The organism is Acinetobacter sp. 1294596, assembly GCF_000582925.1.
GTDB lineage: Bacteria > Pseudomonadota > Gammaproteobacteria > Pseudomonadales > Moraxellaceae > Acinetobacter > Acinetobacter radioresistens.
Genome location: NZ_JFCC01000001.1, coordinates 47977 through 70543 on the forward strand (window position 1 = coordinate 47977; position 22567 = coordinate 70543).

Here is a 22567-nt window from a genome sequence, read left to right on the forward strand (position 1 = left end):
TTTTTTAATCGTTTATCTTGTTAATTTTTTCAAATAACACAATTGATTCTACGTGCCCGGTATGAGTAAACATATCCATCACACCAGCTTTTTTTAACCGATACCCATGCTCTACCAAAATACCTGCATCTCTTGCCAGAGTTGCTGGATTACATGAAACATAAACGATTCTTTTCGCATTAAAATTAGGAAGATAATGCATTACTTCTTCTGCTCCTGCCCGCGGAGGATCAATTAATAATGCATCAAAACCCTGCTTTGCCCAAGAATGAGAAGAAAAATCTTTTGTTAAATCTTGTGAATAGAAACGCACGTTCAATAATTTATTGCTACGGGCATTTTCAGTACCGCGTTTAACCATGTCTTCACTTCCCTCTACAGCAATTACTTGACCGGACTCACCTACACAGCGAGCCAGAGGTAAAGAAAAGTTTCCTAATCCACAAAACAGGTCAAGTACACGCTCACCTGGCTGTAGATTTAGCAAATTACATGCCAGACTGACCATTTGCGAGTTCACTGTAGAGTTAACCTGAGTAAAATCTAGTGGAGAAAAAGCAAAATCGATATCGAACTCTTCCAGACGATAATGCAAATACTTTGATGCATCCGGCTGATCTACCCGATACAAACTCTCTGGTCCAGCAGGCTGCAAATACAGTTGCCACTGCCTGCTTAACGCATATTGTGTTAATTGGTTGACATCGACTTGAGGTAATTTCTCTATATTACGAATGACCAAAGCAATATCGTGATCACCCATGGCCAATTCTATATGCCCAATGGCTGCTTTGGCTGTTAGACTTTCGAGTAACAATTGTAGCTCATTTAAGTGGCCAGCCATAGCTCGGTCCAGTACCTTGCAAGTCTGAATAGAGACCAGATGATTAGTTTGACGCTCACGAAAACCAAATTTCAGCTTTTGCTCTTTAGCTAAAAATCGCACCCCTATACGGGCTTTACGACGGTAGTCTTCTCGAGTCGAACGTAAAGCGGGTAGCCACTCTTCAGGTTCAATGGCAGCAAAATGCTTAAGATGTGAAGCCAGGACGTCTTGCTTGAAACGGATCTGTTCATCTGGGTGCATATGTTGAAGACTGCATCCTCCACATAGACCAAAATGCGGACAGACGGGTTCAATACGATATGAGGATGGCTCACTCAGTAATTGAACACTGTCTGCTTCTTCCAATCTTTTGGTGTGATGAGTGATTCGGGCCTGAACAGTTTCTCCTGGCAAGGCACCGGTAATAAAAACCTTTTTACCCTGCTTTTCTACCGGATGTCCCGGCTCATTTCCATAGTGAGCAATACCCCGTCCTTCATGGGAAAACGCCTCAACCTTAAATACATAATGCGCAGGTTGAGCCGAACGCGGTTTAGCTTTGTGTCTCAAGGAAATAACCTAATCTCTAACTGTAGGAAAAATATAATGTGAAGTAAATTCGGTATGCTGCGAACTGTCTTGCCACAGGCGAACAAAATCCGCTTGTTGTGGCTGCTGGCTTAAATACGCAATTGTGGATTGAATCCAGAAACGATGATCCTCTGCAAGCAATTGACCTTTCAACAGTAGCCAACGCAGATAGATCAGCCAAGTATTTAGCACATCTCCTTCACAGTGTTGGCTTAGCTCTAGCCATTCACCATGCTGTACCTGCTCAGGCACTCGGTAACCTTCTGCACGCTTGCCCGGATAACCCAGCAATTGTGCAGCGTCATCAAGTTTCTGAAAATTGCGGCCATTAAACATGGCCATCACGTCCATTAGGTCGACATGACGGTGATGATAACGGTTCTGGTAATTATTATAGCGCTTCTGAATATCAATTTCGCCCTGATCAAACAGGCTCGGAGCAGAAAGACCATGATACATGGTGCGAAATAAAATAACGGGTAAGTCAAACTGTGACCCGTTCCAGCTCACCAGAGTGGGATGGCGCTTTTCAAAAATGGAAAGAAACTTTCTGAGAATTTCTGCCTCAGCATACTGCTCCTGACTAAAAGAAAATAGCCGCATGCCATGTTCATCAACCCAGAGGCCTGAAATACAGACAATCTCGTGTAAAGGCAGGCGCTGAAAATCAGTCCCTGCTTCTTGACGACGCAGCTTAATCAAAGCCTGTTCAAGCTCATCATCCGGTAAATCCAGATTGTACAGGTGCGCACCTGCCTTCAAGTCGGTCAGTGTTTCGATATCAAAAATCAGGACAGGTAAGCGCATGTAATTCTCTTGAATAATTATTTATCTTCAGCTGAAAACAAACCGGTAGACAGATAACGGTCACCACGATCACAAATTATACAGACGATGACGGCATCCGGATTTTCTTCTGCAAGCTGTAAAGAAGCCCAGACCGCTCCACCTGATGAAGTACCGGCACTGATTCCCTCTTCCCGAGCCAATCTGCGCATAGTGCGTTCAGCCTCAATCTGTGGAATGTCGATCGTGCGGTCAATACGGCTACGGTCAAAAATTGTAGGAAGATATTGTTCGGGCCAACGGCGAATACCTGCAATACTTGAACCCTCAGATGGCTGCAAGCCCACAATCTGGATATCCGGGTTCTGCTCTTTAAGATATTTTGATACCCCCATAATGGTACCGGTCGTACCCATAGAGCTAACAAAATGGGTGATTTTACCCCCCGTCTGTTTCCAGATTTCTGGTCCTGTGGTGAGATAATGGGCCTCTACATTGTCCGGATTTCCAAACTGGTTAAGCACCAAACCTTTACCGTCCTGCTCCATTTGCAGCGCGAGGTCACGGGCACCTTCCATTCCCTGCTGTGGTGTCACCTCAATCAGCTCAGCACCATAAGCCAGCATGGCATCTTTACGTTCCTGACTCATATTGCTCGGCATGATCAGCTTCATTTTATAACCACGCATAGCCGCTACCATTGCTAGCGCTATACCGGTATTTCCACTTGTGGCTTCAATGAGCGTATCACCCGGTTTGATCTGTCCACGCCTTTCAGCCTGCATAATCATATTATAAGCAGGGCGGTCTTTTACCGAGCCAGCTGGATTATTTCCTTCAAGCTTGGCCAGTACAGTCGCTCGAGTGTGGCTAGCCAAGCGCTGTAAACGTACCAGTGGAGTTTTTCCAACATAATAGTCCAGCAGAAATTCATCCGCGGTAAAGTCAGGGGTCATCGTTGTCATTGTATGCACCTATATCGAGGTGATCAGTATTGTATGAAAAAATGCTTGCGCCTGCACTCATTTAACGTGGTTTTCTTAAAACCGCTTAATGCACGGCCAGTTTTATATAAAGCATGCTAATATGCCTGCATGGGGAATGAACAGCTCAAGCCATGTCGAATCTGAATAAGAAACTATCCAAGCGCCTACATTTAAATCATGCCTATGGGCAGCTTATTGCCTTGATTTTTGTCCCCATTATGGTTCTTGCATGTGTTGGCGCGGCACTGGTTTTAACTGAAATTTCGAATGCGGCTAAGGCCCAGCAGCGCCATACAGCCACTGCAATTCTGACTCGCTATGAGCATGTAGCCCAGCAGTTGTTTTATTTGCTTAGTCAAAACCCCGACCGTTACACTCAAGCACGTAACATTCTACAGTACATGTTTATTGAGCAGCACCTGCAAGGTGCCATGATTATTGATAAAAATGGTAAAAGCTATTTAGATATAGGCTTCCAAAGCGAGCCATCCCAAATAAAGCCTCCACAAAACTCTATCTTTTTTGGACCTGTTTCCTATCATCACAATCATCTTTATGGCTTGCAGATATCTTCTGATCCAGCCAATAAAGTCTGGCTGGTTATTGAAATGGACAACCAGCCATTGGAAATTGCGCGTTACCGGGTCATGATAGTGTTGATCGCTACCGGGCTTTTAACCTTATTATTGCTGTTACTGTGCCTGAATTTTTATTCACGGCGCTGGATTGCGCCGATGTATGAGATCCGCATGCAGCTACAGCGGTTAAATGTCGATACTTTAGACCAGCACATTATTATTAATAGTACTGGCGAGCTGAGACTCTTACAGCGCGATATTGCCAATGTAGTGAAACGCCTACATTTTAGCTTTCTGGAGCTAAAAGAACATACCGAACAGACTGAAGATGACCTGCGCCGGACATTGGACACCTTAGAGGTTCAGAATATTACTTATCGCCAGGCACGCGATCAGGCAATTTCTGCAAATCAGGCCAAGTCAGTATTTCTAGCCAATATCTCGCATGAATTACGTACCCCGCTAAACAGTATTGACGGTTTTATTCACTTGATGCTAAGGCAGGATAATCTTAGCAATGAGCAGAACCTGTATTTGCAGACTATCCGTAAATCTTCTGCTCACCTGCTGGCCCTGATTAACGATGTACTGGATTTTTCTAAAATTGATGCCGGTAAGCTTGAGCTTGAAACTGCACCATTTGATCTTGAGGAAGCTATTTTTGATGTAATGGATATGCTGTCACCCCTTGCCGCACAAAAACAGATCGATATGGCATTTTATTATGGTGATGATGTTCCGCAATATATTGTAGGTGATGTACTGCGCTTCAAGCAGATTCTGACCAATTTGATTTCCAATGCAATCAAATTCACCCCAGATGGTGAGATTATTGTCCGGGCGCGGATGGAACAAGATGGTATGGAACAATGTCTCTTACATTTCAGTGTGCAGGATAGCGGCATTGGTCTGAGCGGTACTGATCGCAAAAAACTGTTTGAGTCTTTCTCACAGGGTGATACTTCGGTAACACGCCAGTTTGGAGGAACAGGTCTAGGGCTTGCAATCTCTAAACAGTTAGTACACCTGATGCAGGGACAAATCGGATTTGAAGATAATCAGGAGCGTGCACCTACAGAAAAGGGCTCAACATTCTGGTTTACCGCCATGTTTGGCGTAGAAGATGAGCATGAACAGCAACATCCGAATTTCGAACATATTCATGTTTTATCCTTCTTGGCCCATCCAGCTACTGCTAACGTATTGCGTCATTATCTGGAAAATTATCAGGTTAAACATACTGAGACACAGTCAATTCTGGATCTGTTCAGCCGCCTGAACCAGCTAAAAGACCAGAGTGAGAATACCTGGCTCATTGTAGACCATAGTGGTGACAGTGAAGCATTACTAAAAGAAATTCGTAGCCGCTATTCGGGACATCTTGCTGTTTATGGATACCAGATGGTGCTTGAGCCGAATATTCTTACTGAATATCGTGCACGTCCTCTGTATCAGCCTCTTAGCCGTACCGCATTAATTCAGCTACTCAGCAACCAGCCAGTATTTGAACAGGATAGCCTTGAAAGTTTTAATGGCCGTGGCTTGCATATATTGGCTGTCGATGATCACTTACCAAATCTGATTGTACTTGAGGCATTACTAGGCGAGCTTAACGTTACAACCACCAAAGCGCTCAGTGGGCAGGAAGCACTAGATATCCTGCATCATCAGATTGAGCGCAAAGAAAAACTATTTGACCTGATCTTTATGGATATCCAGATGCCGGTAATGTCGGGAATTGACACCACCCGGGCTATCCGCTCACTGGAGTCAACGCTAGAGGGAGAAGTCCATCTACCGATTATCGCCCTGACTGCTCATGCTTTAGCCGATGAAAAAAATAAACTGCTGAAAGTAGGGATGGATGACTATGTCACCAAACCCATTCAAATTGATCAGCTGATTCATATCCTGACGCAGTGGACCAATAATCAGTTTAATCAGCCTCCCGCAATTGAAAGCGGTATTTTACTTGATGCTCTAGACCCTGAAGTTCTGGACTGGCAACAAAGCCTTCAACTGGCAGCGAACAAGGAAGACCTGGCCCATGATCTGCTTAAGATATTGGTGGACAGTTTTCCGGCTGAACTGGCTGAAATGCAGCAATTGATTGAGCTGGAAGATTTTCCCCAGCTTGAACATGTACTGCACCGTCTATATGGCGCCACCCGTTATGTAGGTACGCCCAAGTTACAGGAGACCAGCGGAAGTTTTGAACAGTTTGTCTCTACCTTGCGCAAAGAACGCCGTAAGGCAGATGAAGCTTTTATTCAGGAAACCTTAAACCGTTTTGATGAACTAACAGCAATCATTCATGAAGTTGAGACTGCTGCCCGGCACATTCTGGATGCTTCTTAAAGCAAATAAATTGACTTAAATGCAAGACACAGCTCATTTACGTGACTCGGCTGTCATGCATCTGAGGTCATGCAATGGTATGCTCAGCCTCAAGAGAGAAAATAAGAGTTAGAAAAATGGCACTACTGCGTATAGAAAAAAATAATGGGATAGCGATAGTCTATCTGAACCGGCCAGAGAAACGTAATGCAATGAGTTTTGCTTTGTTACGTGAACTGGTCAGTACAGCCAAAACTATAGAAAAAGATCGTTCCATCCGCTGTGTTATTCTAACAGGTGAGGCCAATGTATTTAGCGCGGGTATTGATCTGGGTGACCTCAATAATCCTAAAAACCGGGCCTATGCTGTTTGGGAGCTGCTCAAACCCGGTCAAAGCCTTTTCCAGAAAGCCTTTCTGTCTGGCAAAACCTGCCAGTTCCGGTAATTGCAGCCCTCGAAGGTTTCTGTTTTGGTGCTGGAATGCAGCTTGCACTGGCTGCCGATATTCGCATTGCCCACCCTGAAACAAAGATGTCGATCATGGAAAGTCGCTGGGGCCTAGTTCCTGATATGGGTCTGTCACGTTCTTTAAAAGGTCTGGTGGGTATAGATCTGGCTAAGGAATTAACACTGACCGCACGGATTTTCAAAGCTCAATATGCCAAAGAAATTGGTTTAGTAACTCATTTGGATGAACAGCCTCTAGTACGGGCTCAAGCTTTGGCACAAGAAATGCTGCAACGCTCACCTGATGCTTTACTGGCTGCAAAACGGGTTCTGGAAGCAATGCAACATCAGCCAAAACAGTCATTACGGCTAGAAAAAATCTGGCAATTCAAGTTATTACTAGCAAAAAACACACGTCTTGCCCGTCAAAAAGATAAACGTCCTGAAATTGAATATCTGCCGCGTCAATACAAATAATAGAGAGCGAGACTGATGAGTTTTAACCGTGACACTCCAATAGCATTTTTAGGCATGGGACTGATGGGAAGCCGCATGGCTGCACGCCTGATTCATGCCGGCTTTCAGGTCGCAGTCTGGAACCGGACAGCTTCTGCTTGCGCCCCCCTGCTTGACACAGGTGCAAAAGCATTAGATCTGGAGCAACTGGGACGTTATAAAATTATTCTGACTTGTCTGGCAGATGATCAGGCTGTCCAGCAAGTTTTCAACCAGATCCAGCCCTATTTAAAACCCGGCCAGACCATTGTAGATTTTTCCAGTCTATCAGTAGATAAAACCCTGGAACTGGCACAGGCAGCCCGACGGCAACATGTCAACTGGATTGACTCTCCCGTATCAGGGGGTACAGCAGGAGCCGAACAGGGAACACTAGTGATTTTCGCTGGTGGAAATGCTGAAAAAATTCAGGACCTCACCTTAGTCTACAATGTTTTGTCACAACGTGTGACTCGTATGGGAGAAACAGGCACAGGTCAGGCGACCAAAATCTGCAACCAGCTCATCGTTGCGGCCAACAGTATATTAATTGCCGAAGCAGTTGCGCTAGCAGAACAGGCTGGTGTTGATACCCGGCTATTAGCTCCTGCACTTGCAGGTGGTTTTGCCGACTCAAAACCGTTTCAGATTCTTGCTCCGCGTATGGCTACTCATGTATTTGAACCGGTACAATGGAAAGTGCAGACTTTATCAAAAGATCTGGGCAATGCAGTTAAGCTGGCAGAACAGTTCAAACTTGATATACCTGTAGCAAAGCAGGCCTTAACACAGTTAACTTCACACCAGCAAAATGGTTTTGCGGAAAAAGACCTGGCTACCGTGATTCAGCAGGTCAAATCTTAATTGTTCAAGGAATGAAAACATGTGTAAGCTTGCAGTTAATCTGTCCATGATCTTTACTGAAGTGCCACTCATTGAGCGTTTTGCACTTGCTCATGCGCATGGCTTCCAGCATGTCGAAATCCAGTTTCCTTATGAACTCGAAATAGAACAGATTGCCAGACAGCTGCACAAATACAAATTGGGTCTATGTCTGATCAATGTACCGGCTGGCGACCTGATGCAAGGCGGTAATGGCCTAGCAGGAGTCCCGGGGCAGGAAATTGCCTTTCATCGTGCTCTTGAACAGGCCATTGATTATGCCATAGCACTTAGAGTACCCAGTATAAATATACTGGCCGGTAAACAGCCCGAAGATGCAGATTTACTGCCTTGTCTGAACACCTTGGCACACAACTTGAAACTGGCCTGTCACCTTGCAGCAGAGCAGGGAATTCAGCCAGTTTTTGAGATGATCAATGGCACAGACATGCCACGCTTCTTGGTACAAAACATAGCACAGGCTCAGGAAATGCTTGAAGCAGTCAACCATCCAGCCTTAAAAATGCAATATGATTGCTACCATATGGCAATGATGGATGAAGATGTGTTGGCATCCTTGCAAGAAAACATTGCTTCAATTGGACATATTCAGTTTGCTGACTGCCCGGGACGACATGAGCCTGATACGGCCCAGATTTCTTATTCAGAGATTTTCACTTGGTTAAAGCAAAGTAAATATTCAGGATTTATTGCTGCAGAGTATAAACCAAGAGCTCACTCAAACGCTTCTTTTCACTGGAAAAATAAATATTTTCCTGATCAGATTTAATACATAAAATGTTACGCGCGATAATTTGAAATCTGTTCATAAAAGCGCTATATTAGATACTGAATAATAGTCTGGAAAATATGTTTTTTATGAATTTAGAACCATCGCCCAGCGTGTCTAATTCTTACGATCTCGCCATGAATTCTCAAAGCCAGAGTGTGCAGGAATGCTTAAAAGTTGTGCACAATGCTTTAACCGATGTAAAAGCTAAAGATATTATTGAACTTGATGTCAGTTCAATCAGTAATGTTGCTGATGCAATTGTAATCGCAAGTGGTACATCAACACGTCATGTAAAAGCTTTGGCTGATAATGTTGCTGATGAAGCACGTAAAGCCGGTTTCCGCCCTATAGGTATTGAAGGCGAACGTGATGCAGAATGGATCCTGATTGATTTAGGATATGTAGTGGTACATGTGATGCTACCTACTGCACGTAAGTTCTACGATCTAGAAAGCTTATGGCGTAATGCACCCGAATCTGTAGCGTAAAACTCCCTGAAAAAGCGACCTCTTCGGTCGCTTTTTTATATTTAATACCTTTTTAATAATTCATTATATAAAGCTGTTAAAAAACCGATATGCCACTTATTTTTTGGATATGATCTGTTTTTTTTGACCAGTTTAAGTCGAATAATGCATAAAATTTCAAACCGGTTAAATCCTCCTGAATAGCAATATTTAAAACTCCCTATTCTCCCGCATTCAATATGAAAAGGTGAGGCAGCATATTGCCCACCATTTTAAAAGTATTTATTTCGAGCAAATATACTATGCATTACTACTCCTATTAAGTAAGGTATACGGATTAAAGATAGAAGATATAAGGCGTAAAACAGATCAATTATTTTCTTTAATATATTTTTTATAAAAGAAATAGCAATTTAAATTAAACCTGCAGGCTTAACCCTGCCAGTCTATAAGACAGTAGATTCAATATAAATAATAGAAAGGGTTATAAATGATTTCTTTAATTTTTAATAAATACCATAAAACAGATGAGGAAAGCTAAATTGAATACTATATAGGAGTTTAGAATAAATTTTGTTTGCCTACATTAAATAAGATTATAAAAAAAGCCACCCTAAGATGGCTTTCATTATTTTTTAGAAATTAGTGACCCGTGCCATTAATTGCTTTGGTCATATCCTCGACCACTTTCTTCGCATCACCGAAAATCATCATAGTTTTTTCGTTGTAGAACAGGTCATTATCGAGTCCAGCATAACCAGTTGCCATTGAACGTTTGATTACCATGATAGTACGTGCCTTATGCGCTTCAAGAATTGGCATACCATAGATTGGCGAGTTTGGATCATCTTTAGCAGCCGGATTGACTACATCATTTGCACCAATTACCAGTACCACGTCAGTTGCTGGGAAATCTGAGTTAATCTCATCCATTTCCAGAATATCTTCATAAGGTACATCAGCTTCAGCAAGTAAAACGTTCATATGCCCCGGCATGCGGCCTGCAACCGGATGAATTGCAAACCGTACAGTAACACCCTGCTCTTTTAACAGATTGGCTAATTCCTTGACCGCATTTTGCGCACGGCCTTGCGCCATTCCATAACCTGGCACAATTACTACACTGTCTGCATTTGACATCAGGAAGCCAGCATCATCAGCTGAACCTGAACGGTGGTTACGCTGTACCTGCTCACCTGCGGCTGCACTTCCTGCGACCGCAGTACCGCCCATCGCGCCACCAAACAGTACATTAATGATAGAGCGATTCATGGCTTTACACATGATATAAGACAAAATAGCCCCTGATGAACCCACCAGTGAACCTGCCACTATCAGCATATTATTTTCCAAGGTAAAACCAATACCCGCAGCCGCCCAGCCAGAAAAAGAGTTGAGTAACGAAACCACTACCGGCATATCACCACCGCCAACTGGTGCAATCCATACCCAGCCAAAGACCAGTGCCAAGATAGTCATTGCCCAGAACGCCTGCATATTACCTGTTGTAAAGAAGTAAAAACCGCATGCTAACATGGCAATAAAGATAATCGCCTGTACTGGTTTTACCCAGCCGCCAGAGATCGTTTTAGCCCATTTCTTTGCAGCCAATTTACCGTAAGCAAATACTGAGGCTGTAAAGGTAATTGCACCTACAAAACAACCCACAAACAGTTCAAACAGGTGAACCTTGTTCATATGGGCATGTTCAACTCCAGCAGCAGTCAGGGCCGCTTCATTTTGTAAAAACAATGCGCTGAGCTGGTTATTATGCAGAATGGCTGCTATCGCAATCAGAACTGCTGCCAGACCCACCAGAGAATGCATTAAAGCTACAGTTTCCGGCATCTGAGTCATCGGTACAGTACGTGCCCGGGCAATACCAATTAACCCACCCAGTACCATTGCTCCTACAATCATCCAGATGACTGGATGATCTGCAACAAAGAATGTAGTGATTACCGCAATCGCCATAGCAATCATGCCATAACGGTTACCAGCAATCGCTGTTTTAGGGCCTGATAAACCGCGTAAGGTCAGAATAAAAAGAATGGCACCAATCAGGTAGAACCAATCCGCATTTGCTCGAATAAATTCCATTTATTAGCCCTCTTTTTTCTTTTGCTTTGGCTTAAACATTTCAAGCATGCGTGCCGTTACAGCGAAACCGCCAAAAATATTAATACTGGCCAGAAAGACTGCGATTGCACCAAGTACACTCACTACATTGATGCTCTGGAACGCTACATTTGCATCTACACCAAACACAGGCATACCTACTGTCTGAATCATGGCACCCACAATAATAATTGAGGAAAGTGCATTGGTTACTGCCATCAACGGTGTATGTAATGCCGGAGTAACGCCCCATACCACGTAATAACCCACAAAGATGGCTAGGACAAAAATTGTAATAGTTTCAACCATGAGCAGTCTCCTTAACCACGTTTAAGCAGGACTTGGCCATTGTGAGTGACCAGCAGGGCTTTTTGAATTTCGTCTTCCAGGTTAACCGTAAAGTTTTTTTCTTGATCAAACAGGGTTTCGACAAAATTGAATACATTACGGGCATACAATGCTGAAGCTTCTGTCGCCACAGTGGCAGGAATATTCGGCACACCCAGAATTTTTACACCATTACTGGTCGTGACTGTCTCACCACATTTAGAGCCTTCTACATTACCGCCTGACTCAACTGCCATATCCAGAATGACTGAGCCCGGTTTCATCTTGGCCACAGTTTCAGCTTTAATAAGACGCGGCGCATCGCGGCCAGGTAGCAGTGCCGTAGTAATTACAATATCGGCATTGGAAACAGCTTTATCAACAATAGCGGCCTGATCTTTAATATATTGTTCACCAGGCATCCAGCCGTAACCATTTTTTGCAGCTTCCGCAGCACGTTGCTGCTCTTCTGCAGACATGGGTACATCCAGCCATTTGCCACCCAAAGACTCAACCTGATCTTTTGCAGTTGGACGCAGGTCAGTTGCTTCAACTACTGCACCCAGGCGCTTAGCTGTTGCAATTGCCTGCAGGCCTGCAACACCCACTCCCATGACCACTACACGGGCGGGCTTTACAGTACCAGCCGCGGTCATCAGCATTGGGAACATACGTTGATATTCATTGGCCGCCAGCAGTACCGATTTGTAACCGGCCAAGTTGGCCTGTGAAGACAGTACATCCATATTTTGTGCACGAGACAAAGTACGGGGCAACAACTCAAGGGCAAATGCAGAAACCTGTTGTGATGCAAACTGATCAAGCTCAGTATTACGATATGGATCAAACATTGCCACAACCGTTGTATGAGGAGAAAGTTTCTGAATCTCCTCCCCTTTAGGTGCCCGAACTTTTAAAATAATCTGGCTATTCTGATAGGCATCATCGGTTATGGTTGCACCAACCTGTTCATAAGCGCTATCTATATAAGCAGCTTTAACCCCTGCTCCACGTTCAATAACGACACTATGACCAGCATTGATCAACTTTTTTACTGTCTCTGGCGTAGCAGCCACACGATTTTCACCGATAACAGTTTCGGTTGGGATTCCGATCTGCATGAGCGTTCCTCAAGCTAATTTTTCTTAAGTAAACATCGCCAAAAACGATGTTTCCCCCAGGATGTATTCTTGTTGAATTTCTGGATTCTAATTGAACCGTTTTAAAATACTACCCAATATTTATTTAATAAATACCTATATTTTGAACTGATGATTCATAAATATAAAAAATCCAACCATAAAATATAATTATTATTTATACATTAAATGAATATTTTTTATTCATTATGTTTATTTTTTATCCACCCTTTCTTTTAATTTCCTTGTTATATATTTTTTATAATTTTCTATAGCAACATTGAATGGCATTTCTGACAATGAATGGAACACTTTTAAACATTCATCACACCACTTGCCGACTTTATTTTCCAGTAACCTGTACTCAATTTAATTCTACATGACGGCATATTTTGCTTTTCTGACAGAATAGTGAGTTCATTAAAATAAGAAAATAGCAGTGTTCTTTAAAGTTCTAGACAAAAAAGTGAATCATGAATAAAGCATATTAAACTGGTTAGCTACACTTAGTAGTGATAGATATTTTGTTAAATCTAGAGCTTTATCATAGTTTGAAAAAAATATAGAAATTTACAGAAAAAGTTTTTTCATCATTTTATCTGATGATGAACAGCTGATCTATTTCTATTTTTTGATTTAAATTGCACTATTTTTGGGCATAAACAGAACAAGAGCTAAGACTGTATAAATTAAATTTCTATATATAGTGATTATTCTGCTGTGTTCTGATAAAGCGAATCTTTCTCTAATAAATAATCTTAACAAATTGACTTATTCCCTAAGCTTTAAGGATTAATGACTTTTTTATATTTTCTCTCGCCACGGTAAAACTTTATAATTCAAGTATCGATACGTTTGCCGCTCTGGCTGCATCAGGCAAAGTGATTAAACAAGACTATAAAATGAAATTTTCCATTACCCGGATACAGCTTGGTTCCCTGTTTGCCATTTGCTCTGCTTTTCTATTTAGTACCAAAGCAATTTTTATCAAGCAGACTTATGCTCTTTCTCCACTGGTTGACGCTACGCTATTGATGGCGCTGAGAATGGCGAGTGCCTTACCCTTTTTTCTTATTATTTGCTGGCTGAATCGTCACCGTAATCAGGATATCAGACCGCGAGAATGGTTATTACTGGTGTTGGCGGGAATACTCGGCTATTACCTTGCCAGCTGGCTTGATTTCTTAGGATTAATGTTTATCAGTGCCTCACTGGAAAGGATTATCCTATTTTTATATCCAACTCTAACGGTACTGGCTTCTAGTCTGATTTACCGGCAAAAGCTCGCTCCAAAAATGCTTTTTGCAATTTTACTCAGCTATGGTGGTACAGTTTTGGTGATGTTACAGGAACCTCAGTCTGGTCCTGAAAACTCTTTATGGTTAGGTGCAGGACTGGTTTTTGCCAGTGCTGTGGCCTTTTCAGCTTACCTTTTGCTTACACCGCATCTAATCCATAAATTTGGTTCCTGGAATTTTACAGGCCTAGCTCTGAGTGTAGCTTGTGGTGGTACTTTAATACATTATTTTCTTGCCACCCCCCAACCTTTAGGACTGATTACACAGTTACCTGCCTCTGTGATCTGGTACGGTATTGCACTGGGAATTCTGGTGACGGTATTACCCACTATTTTACTTATGCAGAGTATAGAGCGATTGGGTGCAGCGCAATCAGCCATGATTTCCTCTATTGGACCAATTTTGACACTGCTTCTGGCCGTAGTATTTTTAGACGAATACCTGAATGGCTGGCAGTGGCTAGGATGTATCTTAAATATTGTTGGTGTAATGATAATTACATTAAGTAAGCGAAAGCTGCAGCATTGAATTTTACTTTTATGGAAGTTAGATATTCTGCTTGTCTATAATAGTTATTTTCATAATGTGCTAAAAGAGTGCATGAAGAATCTTAAATAACTGCGTATCAAAGTAGAATAGCAGCAACTTAATGTAAGCTGGAGCTGCCCTGCATCTCTATAGCAAATACAGTTTCAGAAAAGTAACCGCCAGATTTGGCCATTTTTTAATTCCGGAAAAGTAAAATGGATAACTCTCAGGATATTAGCCAGAACAGACCACTGCTCTGGCTAATGGCAATCGCATGTGGGCTATGTGCAGGAGTAAATTATTATTGTCAGCCACTGGTACATTCTATTCAGCAATATTTTGCCGTAACTGAGGCCCAAGCAGCTTTAACTGTTACTTTTGCTCAGGTCTCTTATGCGCTAGGCTTGCTGTTTATTGTACCTTTAGGGGATATTCTCAATAAAAGCAGATTTATTCCTTTACTCATGTTTTTTGCTGCTATTGGTCTGCTTCTTTGTGGTTTTGCTATCAACCTGCCTATGCTCTGGGTTGGCACTGTTATAGCAGGTCTGTTTTCAGTTGCTGCTCAGGTGCTCATTCCATTGGCTACCATGGCGGTTCAACCGGAAAAGACCGGAGAGGTCGTTGGTTTTTTAATGAGTGGCCTGTTAATCGGGATACTTCTTTCAACCAGTCTGGCAGGCGTATTATCCAATCTATTTGAATGGAACATTATTTATTTGGCTAGCGCGGTCATGATGTTATGCCTGGCTTACCTGCTAAAAAGTCGGCTGCCTTATGTCATGCGTTTCAAGATGGGCTATCTGCAAATTTTTAGTTCAATGGCCAGCCTGATTAAAGAAGAAAAACGTCTGGTCTTACGCTCACTCGTCGGTGGGTGCGCATTCGCTTCAGTCAGTACACTTTTTTCAACAATTGCAGTATTACTTTCAGGGCCTGCATTCCAGCTACCTGACTTTATGATTGGCTTGATACCTCTTATGGGCATATTTGGTGCCTTATCCACCCAGTGGATTGGTAAACAGGCAGATAAAGGTTATACCCGGATTCTTACCTGGATCGGTTGCGGGCTATTAGGTATCAGCTGGATTGCATTTTATTTTACCCAGTATAGCTTAATAAGTTATGTCACTGGCTTCGGTATAATCCATCTGGGTTTGGCAATAGTGCATAGCTGCAACCAGAATATTGTTTTCCGGCTACGCCCAGATGCCAAATCCCGTTTAAATGCCATTTACATGACCATGTATTTTATTGGAGCTGCGGGCGGTTCTGCATTAGGAATTTATGCTTGGCATCATGGGGGATGGCTGATGACCTGTCTGGCTGGTTTCTCTTTAGCTCTAGCTGCAACAATATTTGCCCTGATTGACCAGTTAATCAAGCATGAGCCGCAGCAGGCTTAAAAAATTTTGATCACCTAGAAGCTAGCAAACTGCAACTTGAGGATAAAAAGGCTGCTGGCTATGGCTAAAACATTCTCCATGTTCCAGCATGATTAAAATTAACACAGGAAGCAATGTAGTCAGGATACGGGAAGCCAGCTCATTCAGCTCAGCCTGTAACTGGCTTTTGCAGGTGATGCCACCTTGCAGAATTTGAGTATGTAGCGTTATTAATCTTGCAAATACTATTTCTAGTAATGCAGCAGTGTCTTTATGTCTGAATATCTGTTCACAGTTTTGCTGCTCCTGTAAATCTTGCATCTGCCATTCTGGCTGTGTTAGCTGGCCATGACGATATTGCCAGTAGGACTGCCGGCTATATTGACTCATCAGGTAAGTCTGTATAGCTGGATAAAGCCTTCCCCATAAAGTTCGCTCAAGTTTCCCTTCTACATCATATTGCAAGAGTGATTTTAAAAATAGGCAGAGTTCTTCTTGATGTGAAATTTGGTTTATTTTTGAGGTCACATATAGGGCCTGTAAGCTAATCCACAGGCTAAGTATCTTTAGCCCGGGATTTTCATCGAGATCAATCGATTGCTTCAACCAGCTGATGCTACGCTGCATCCGCAAATTAAAATGCTCAGGATATTCGGCTTTTTTTTCTCTGAAAACCTCTTCTAGCACTAACATTGCCTACCCCACTTATGATTATTTTATCTTGTCTATATTTTTAAAATAGCGCTAAAGCTGAGGTTACTTCAAATACTTATTGTGACCAGAGGTTAATTTTATTTTATACCTCGTGATTTGGCCCTACAGTTAAAAGCTTACCCTGTTGTATCAGATCTAAACCCCGTATAATACGCCTCTTCGTTTTTCTGTTAGCTTCAGGTCCGGATATGCAAATTCTTCAGTCACCTCAGCCTCGTATTTCGGTTGCGCCGATGATGGACTGGACGACCCGTGACTACCGTTTCTTTGCTCGCCTGTTTAATCCAAATGTGATCCTTTATACTGAAATGGTCACGACTGGAGCGATCTTATTTGGAGATGCTGGCCGCCATCTAAATTACAATCGGGAAGAACATCCGATTGTACTCCAACTCGGTGGCTCCAATCCAAAAGATTTGGCCACATGTACAAAGATGGCTGAGGACTGGGGTTATAATGAAGTCAACCTGAATGTCGGCTGTCCAAGTGACCGGGTACAAAATAATAAAATTGGTGCCTGCCTGATGGCAGAGCCTGAGCTGGTGGCAGAATGTATTTCAGCGATGCGCCAGGCAGTTAATATTCCAGTTACGGTTAAACATCGAATCGGAATTGATAACATGCAATCTTATGAAGAGATGCTGCATTTTGTGGACACAGTAGCAAAAACTGGTTGTAATAATTTTATTGTGCATGCCCGTATTGCCCTATTACAAGGATTATCTCCAAAAGAAAACCGTGAAGTTCCACCTTTGCGTTATGAGGATGTCTACCGGTTAAAACAGGAACGTCCTGACCTCACGATTGAAATTAATGGCGGCGTTAAAACTTTAGCTGAGACACAAGAGCACTTGAAACATGTAGATGGTGTCATGATTGGCCGTGAAGCCTACCATAATCCTTATCTGCTGGCCGAATTAGGTGAGCTCTGGAATTTACCCATGCCAGACCGTTTTGAAATTATGGAACAGATGCTTCCTTATATTGCCAAACGGCTAGAAGAGGGTGCACCACTATCTGTGATTACCAGGCATATTTTAGGTTTATTCCAGTATTTACCTGGAGCCCGAAAATGGCGTCAGGCTTTAAGTGGAGGAAATGCCAAAACTTATGCCGATGTCGAAAGTGCGATTCAGAATATTAAGGCTGCCATGCAGCGCACTGAAGATTACCTGAAAGAACAACATATTTTTTAAACGTTAAAGCCCCTGTTTAAGGGGCTTTATTTCTAAAAGCATATTATAAAATACAAGCAGTAGCGTTACTGTTTTGCCTTAATTGCTTCAAGTTTTCTCAAAACCTCTGCGACTGCCACCATGGCAAAACTTGAAGTTACCACCACAGCAGAGCCATATCCTCCACAGCGCAGCCCTGCACTAGCACAAACTTCGCTACTGGAAAACGGATTATCAATTGAATAAATACAGATAATGCCGAATTTCTCTTTTGGCTTTTTGCAAATTCCTTTACTGCGTAACTGGGTACGTAGTTTAGCCAGCATAGGATCCTGTTCGGTTTTTGACAGATCTGCCACTCTGATTTTAAGCGGGTCAAGCTTGCCTCCTGCTCCACCAGAAACAATCAGAGGGATTTTATTAAAGCGGCAATGCAGCATGAGGGCCAGTTTAGCTTTGACATCATCAATACAGTCCAGTACCAGATCAGGCGCCATAGCAAGTATCTCTTTTACATTGTCCGAAGACAGGTAGTCATCAACCAAGTTGACCTTAATTCTGGGGTTAATGGAATAGCAACGTTCAGCCATGACAGCAATTTTTTCCTGTCCCAAGGTAGCGGTCATAGCAGGTAACTGCCGATTAATATTAGATGCAGCTACCACATCCATATCGACCAATGTCAACTCACCTATGCCGGAACGGGCCAAAGCTTCTACTGCCCAGGAACCTACACCGCCGATTCCAATCACCATAACATGACTGTGTTCATAGTAATTAAATGCCTCATCTCCATAGATTTTGGCCACACCCGCAAATCGGCGCTCATATTCATCGTTTCGGAGAAGTTCAATCATTACATTCCATGAAAATATTACAGATCACTCTATTTTAACGGGAATGACCTCAGTGTGACAGCTCATAAGATCCAAAAAATTTCTGCTGCGTGAACCATATAAATGATATAAAGCTCAGGCAACTACTCTTCAGGAAGCGATCAAATGCCGCAGCACATAATGGAGAATGCCACCGGCCTTAAAATACTCGACCTCATTAACAGTATCGATACGGCACAGAACCTTAAAACTTGATTGCGTTCCATCAGGTTGTTCTAGCTCTACCCTTAGAATCTGCTGCGGTGACAAGTCATCAGATAAACCATGAATTGACAGAATTTCATCACCATTAATATTGAGTGAAGTCCTGCTTTCATCTGGCATGAACTGTAAAGGTAACACTCCCATACCCACCAGATTGGAGCGGTGAATTCGCTCAAAACTCTGGGCAATAACAGCTTTCACTCCCAGTAAATTAGTTCCTTTAGCTGCCCAGTCACGTGATGAACCTGTGCCATATTCCTTACCTGCTATAATAACCAAGGGTGTGTTTTCTGCCTGATATTGCATGGCCGCATCATAAATAGACATTTTCTTATGAGTGGGTATATGGAGTGTATTGCCACCTTCTTCACCACCCAGCATTTCATTTTTAATCCGGATATTGGCAAAAGTTCCGCGCATCATTACTTCATGATTACCACGGCGTGATCCATACGAATTAAAGTCTTTTGGCTCTACACCCAGTTCCTGCAAATAACGGCCTGCCGGGCTGTCTTGCTTGATATTTCCCGCCGGTGAGATATGGTCAGTAGTGACTGAGTCCCCCAGAACAGCCAGTATTCGTGCTTTTTCAATATTTTTAACCGCTTGTGGGGGCTGATCAATTTTTTCAAAAAACGGTGGATGACGGATATAGGTAGAGTGCTCATCCCACTGATAAGTTTTAGTTTCGGGAATTTGCAGAGATTTCCAGTTTTCTTCACCTTCAAAAACAGCCGCATATTCTTTATGAAACATTTGGGTATTTACATAATGCAAGGCCTCTTCAATTTCAGCTTGGGTCGGCCAGATATCCTTCAAATAAATTTTTTCGCCATTTTTTCCTTCACCAATTGGTTCAGAGCTTAAATCAGTGCGAATATTTCCAGCCAGACCGTAGGCGATCACCAGAGGGGGAGATGCCAGCCAGTTCGTTTTTACCAGTGGATGAACACGCCCTTCAAAATTACGGTTCCCAGAGAGTACGGCGGCTACATTTAAGTCAAAGTTCTGGATTGCCTCTTCGATAGGTTCTGGCAAAGGGCCTGAATTTCCGATACAGGTGGTACACCCATACCCTACCAGGTTATAACCCAGCTGATCGAGATAAGGCATCAGTCCAGATGCTTTCAAATAATCAGTCACAACTTTGGAGCCTGGAGCCAGAGAGCTTTTTACCCATGCTTTCCGTTGCAAGCCTTGTTCTACTGCTTTTTTAGCCAGCAAACCTGCTGCCAGCATGACACTCGGATTTGATGTATTGGTGCATGAGGTAATGGCTGAGATCACCACATCACCATGAGAAAGGAAGTAATTTTTACCCTCTATTACGCAGCAAGGATTAGAATGGGGTAAATTGGCCTGTTCTGCCTCAACAGCTGTTCCACCGCCCCCTTCATTTTCCAGTCGTTCCTTCTCAGCTTTAGCAGGCTTTAAATGCAGATCCATGAGTGCCTGAAAGGTATGAGGTACATCAGAAAGTGCCACTCTGTCTTGTGGGCGCTTTGGTCCAGCCAGGCTTGCTTCGACTGTACTCATATCCAGGGTTAACGTATCAGTAAAGACCGGTTCATCTCCTGCTTCGCGCCATAGGCCCTGCTCTTTACAATAGGCTTCAACCAGTTCAATCCGTTCAGCATCTCGGCCGGTCAGGCGTAAATAACCCAAGGTGACCTCATCAACCGGGAAAAAACCACAAGTTGCACCATATTCGGGGGCCATATTGGCAATAGTGGCACGGTCCGCCAGTGGCAGTTCAGCCAACGCGTCACCATAAAACTCGACAAATTTTCCAACCACCCCTTTCTGGCGTAGCATCTGGGTAATCGTCAGTACCAGATCTGTAGCTGTAATTCCTTCGCGCAGTTTTCCGGTGAGCTGAAAACCGATTACCTCAGGAATGAGCATGGAAATGGGCTGTCCTAGCATGGCTGCTTCTGCTTCAATTCCACCTACGCCCCAGCCCAGCACTCCCAAACCATTGATCATGGTTGTATGGGAATCTGTTCCTACCAGCGTATCTGGAAAAGCAAATTCTTTTCCATCTGATTCACCAGTCCATACAGTCTGTGCGAGATACTCAAGATTGACCTGATGACAGATTCCTGTGCCTGGAGGAACGACGCTAAAATTATTAAAAGCAGATTGCCCCCAGCGCAAAAACTGATAGCGCTCGCCATTGCGTTGCATCTCTACAGCAACATTGGCTTCAAAAGCATGTTCATCTGCAAAATGGTCAACCATAACAGAATGATCAATCACCAGATCAACAGGACTTAGCGGATTAATCTTTTCTGGATCAGCTCCTGCCTTTTCGACTGCTGCACGCATGGCAGCCAAGTCAACTACAGCTGGTACTCCAGTAAAATCCTGCATTAGAACCCGCGCTGGCCGATACTGAATTTCCTGAACCGAACTGCGATTCTGCTGCCATTCAACTAAAGCCTGTATATGTTCCTGCTTTACTGTAATCTGATCTTCAAAACGTAGCAGGTTCTCGAGTAATATTTTTAAAGATTTAGGTAGCCTGGTAAAATCATCCAGATGCTGCTGGGCCTGTCTTAAACTGAAGATCTGATAGTTTTTTTTTGTTGTTTTTAAAGTCGTCAGTGAATTAAAACTATTAATTGTACTGTACTTAGCCATACGGCAATCCTCCGGCTTCAACTTTGTTCTTGTCAATCATGCTCCATTTAATGTATGCCAAGAATAGGAATACAGTGTTATTGATTAGTTAATATCTGATTTTACGTTTCTAGTTCTTCGTCAGTTTCTGGCTTATATGCAAGGCAGTGAATGAGTTATGCCATAAAGTTTTGGCTAATTCCTCATGTGAGATTCCAAATATTACAGACAGTTCATCCAGTACATAAGTTAAATTACCGGGTACATTACGGGTACGCTGTTCAGTTGAAGTTTGGCAACATAGAGGCGTCATATCAGGACAATCTGTTTCAATAACCAGATATTCAGGTCCTATATCTTGCACCACTTTTCTTAATTTTTTTGCATTGGGATTAGTCACCTGCCCTGTAATGCCCAGTTTAAAACCCAAGTTTACAAATACTTTTGCCTCTTCAATACCGCCACTAAACGCATGGGCAATACCGCCCAGTTTAAACTTGTGTTTCTTGAGTAAGTTCAGTACATCAGCATGTGCTTTACGGATATGTAACAGCACCGGTTTATGATGCTGTGCTGCCAGCTCGAGCTGTGCAGAAAAATAATCCTGCTGCTTTTGAAAAACTTCTGGCTGCTTATGCTGTTTAAGTAAAGTATCTAGTCCGATTTCCCCTATAGCGACACTCTCATGAGTTTTTAGTAGATTTTCCAGCCGATCCAGATCTGAAAACTGATGCTGTTCAATATAAAAAGGGTGCAAACCTAGTGCGAGATAACTCTCTGGTGCATCTTTTAAACTATTTATATAATGATGGGTATCAACCAGGTCATTAAAGCGCGACTCCACAAAACCGATTAATACCAGCTTTTCAACTCCGGCTGCTTTAGCCTGATAGGCCAGATGTTCACGGTCTTCGTCAAAATCTGGCACATCAAAATGTGTGTGAGTATCAAATAGCGCCAGCCTGTCCATAA

At 42.9% G+C, this 22567-nt stretch carries 17 protein-coding genes and 1 pseudogene; 8 read left to right on the forward strand and 10 right to left on the reverse strand.

Annotation, left to right across the window (positions count from 1 at the left end):
* Positions 1-4 precede the first annotated feature (4 nt).
* The 3 genes from rlmD to cysM are packed head-to-tail and all read right to left on the reverse strand — an operon-like array spanning position 5 to position 3168.
* Positions 5-1396 (reverse strand): 23S rRNA (uracil(1939)-C(5))-methyltransferase RlmD, encoded by a 1392-nt coding sequence (gene rlmD, locus J502_RS00245; protein WP_005406011.1) that lies wholly within the window; start codon positions 1394-1396, stop codon positions 5-7.
* 9 nt (positions 1397-1405) lie between these two features.
* The gene (locus J502_RS00250; RefSeq protein WP_005016226.1) at positions 1406-2224 is read right to left on the reverse strand and encodes a 3'-5' exonuclease; all 819 of its coding nucleotides are present in this window, start codon (positions 2222-2224) and stop codon (positions 1406-1408) included.
* 17 nt (positions 2225-2241) lie between these two features.
* Positions 2242-3168, reverse strand: a complete 927-nt coding sequence (gene cysM / locus J502_RS00255; protein ID WP_005016228.1) for a cysteine synthase CysM — start codon at positions 3166-3168, stop codon at positions 2242-2244.
* A 152-nt stretch (positions 3169-3320) separates the two neighbouring features.
* Between cysM and J502_RS00260 the strand changes: the two genes are divergently transcribed.
* From J502_RS00260 to rsfS, 5 genes and pseudogenes are all read left to right on the forward strand, one after another.
* Positions 3321-6125 (forward strand): GacS-like sensor histidine kinase, encoded by a 2805-nt coding sequence (locus J502_RS00260; RefSeq protein WP_034682679.1) that lies wholly within the window; start codon positions 3321-3323, stop codon positions 6123-6125.
* A gap of 116 nt (positions 6126-6241) precedes the next feature.
* Positions 6242-7029, forward strand: a pseudogene (locus J502_RS00265) (crotonase/enoyl-CoA hydratase family protein).
* Between the two features lie 15 nt (positions 7030-7044).
* A complete protein-coding gene (locus J502_RS00270; protein ID WP_005405688.1) occupies positions 7045-7911 on the forward strand; it encodes an NAD(P)-dependent oxidoreductase in 867 nt (288 codons plus the stop codon).
* A 19-nt stretch (positions 7912-7930) separates the two neighbouring features.
* Positions 7931-8719 carry a hydroxypyruvate isomerase family protein gene (locus J502_RS00275; RefSeq protein ID WP_005405815.1) on the forward strand — a complete coding sequence of 263 codons (789 nt, stop codon included), beginning with the start codon at positions 7931-7933 and terminating at the stop codon, positions 8717-8719.
* 89 nt (positions 8720-8808) lie between these two features.
* A complete protein-coding gene (rsfS, locus tag J502_RS00280; protein ID WP_005016239.1) occupies positions 8809-9210 on the forward strand; it encodes a ribosome silencing factor in 402 nt (133 codons plus the stop codon).
* Positions 9211-9831: 621 nt separating this feature from the next.
* Here rsfS and J502_RS00285 read toward each other — a convergent pair.
* The 3 genes from J502_RS00285 to J502_RS00295 are packed head-to-tail and all read right to left on the reverse strand — an operon-like array spanning position 9832 to position 12755.
* On the reverse strand, positions 9832-11289 hold the full coding sequence (locus J502_RS00285) for an NAD(P)(+) transhydrogenase (Re/Si-specific) subunit beta (RefSeq protein ID WP_005023470.1): 1458 nt from the start codon (positions 11287-11289) through the stop codon (positions 9832-9834).
* 3 nt (positions 11290-11292) lie between these two features.
* Positions 11293-11616, reverse strand: a complete 324-nt coding sequence (locus tag J502_RS00290) for a proton-translocating transhydrogenase family protein (protein ID WP_005016254.1) — start codon at positions 11614-11616, stop codon at positions 11293-11295.
* 11 nt (positions 11617-11627) lie between these two features.
* Complete coding sequence (locus J502_RS00295) at positions 11628-12755, reverse strand: Re/Si-specific NAD(P)(+) transhydrogenase subunit alpha (RefSeq protein WP_005023468.1); 1128 nt, start codon at positions 12753-12755, stop codon at positions 11628-11630.
* A gap of 920 nt (positions 12756-13675) precedes the next feature.
* Here J502_RS00295 and J502_RS00300 point away from each other — a divergent pair.
* Together J502_RS00300 and J502_RS00305 are read left to right on the forward strand one after the other, a co-directional pair.
* The gene (locus J502_RS00300) at positions 13676-14599 is read left to right on the forward strand and encodes a DMT family transporter (protein WP_034682681.1); all 924 of its coding nucleotides are present in this window, start codon (positions 13676-13678) and stop codon (positions 14597-14599) included.
* Between the two features lie 215 nt (positions 14600-14814).
* Positions 14815-16005: an MFS transporter gene (locus J502_RS00305; protein ID WP_005405950.1), complete on the forward strand. Its 1191-nt coding sequence runs from the start codon at positions 14815-14817 to the stop codon at positions 16003-16005.
* Positions 16006-16026: 21 nt separating this feature from the next.
* On the opposite strand, the gene J502_RS00310 is transcribed toward J502_RS00305, so the two are convergent.
* On the reverse strand, positions 16027-16677 hold the full coding sequence (locus J502_RS00310) for a hypothetical protein (RefSeq protein ID WP_005405994.1): 651 nt from the start codon (positions 16675-16677) through the stop codon (positions 16027-16029).
* Between the two features lie 209 nt (positions 16678-16886).
* Here J502_RS00310 and dusA point away from each other — a divergent pair, with 209 nt between their 5' ends.
* Positions 16887-17894, forward strand: coding sequence for a tRNA dihydrouridine(20/20a) synthase DusA (gene dusA / locus J502_RS00315; RefSeq protein ID WP_005405907.1), 1008 nt, complete (start codon positions 16887-16889; stop codon positions 17892-17894).
* Positions 17895-17959: 65 nt separating this feature from the next.
* Here the strand turns inward: dusA and J502_RS00320 are convergent, their stop codons facing one another.
* From J502_RS00320 to J502_RS00330, 3 genes are all read right to left on the reverse strand, one after another.
* Complete coding sequence (locus J502_RS00320; protein ID WP_005405898.1) at positions 17960-18730, reverse strand: tRNA threonylcarbamoyladenosine dehydratase; 771 nt, start codon at positions 18728-18730, stop codon at positions 17960-17962.
* Between the two features lie 129 nt (positions 18731-18859).
* Entirely contained in the window at positions 18860-21616 is a 2757-nt protein-coding gene (gene acnA / locus J502_RS00325) for an aconitate hydratase AcnA (protein WP_005405830.1), read from the reverse strand.
* A gap of 109 nt (positions 21617-21725) precedes the next feature.
* On the reverse strand, positions 21726-22565 hold the full coding sequence (locus J502_RS00330; protein ID WP_005405775.1) for a TatD family hydrolase: 840 nt from the start codon (positions 22563-22565) through the stop codon (positions 21726-21728).
* Positions 22566-22567: the final 2 nt, after the last annotated feature.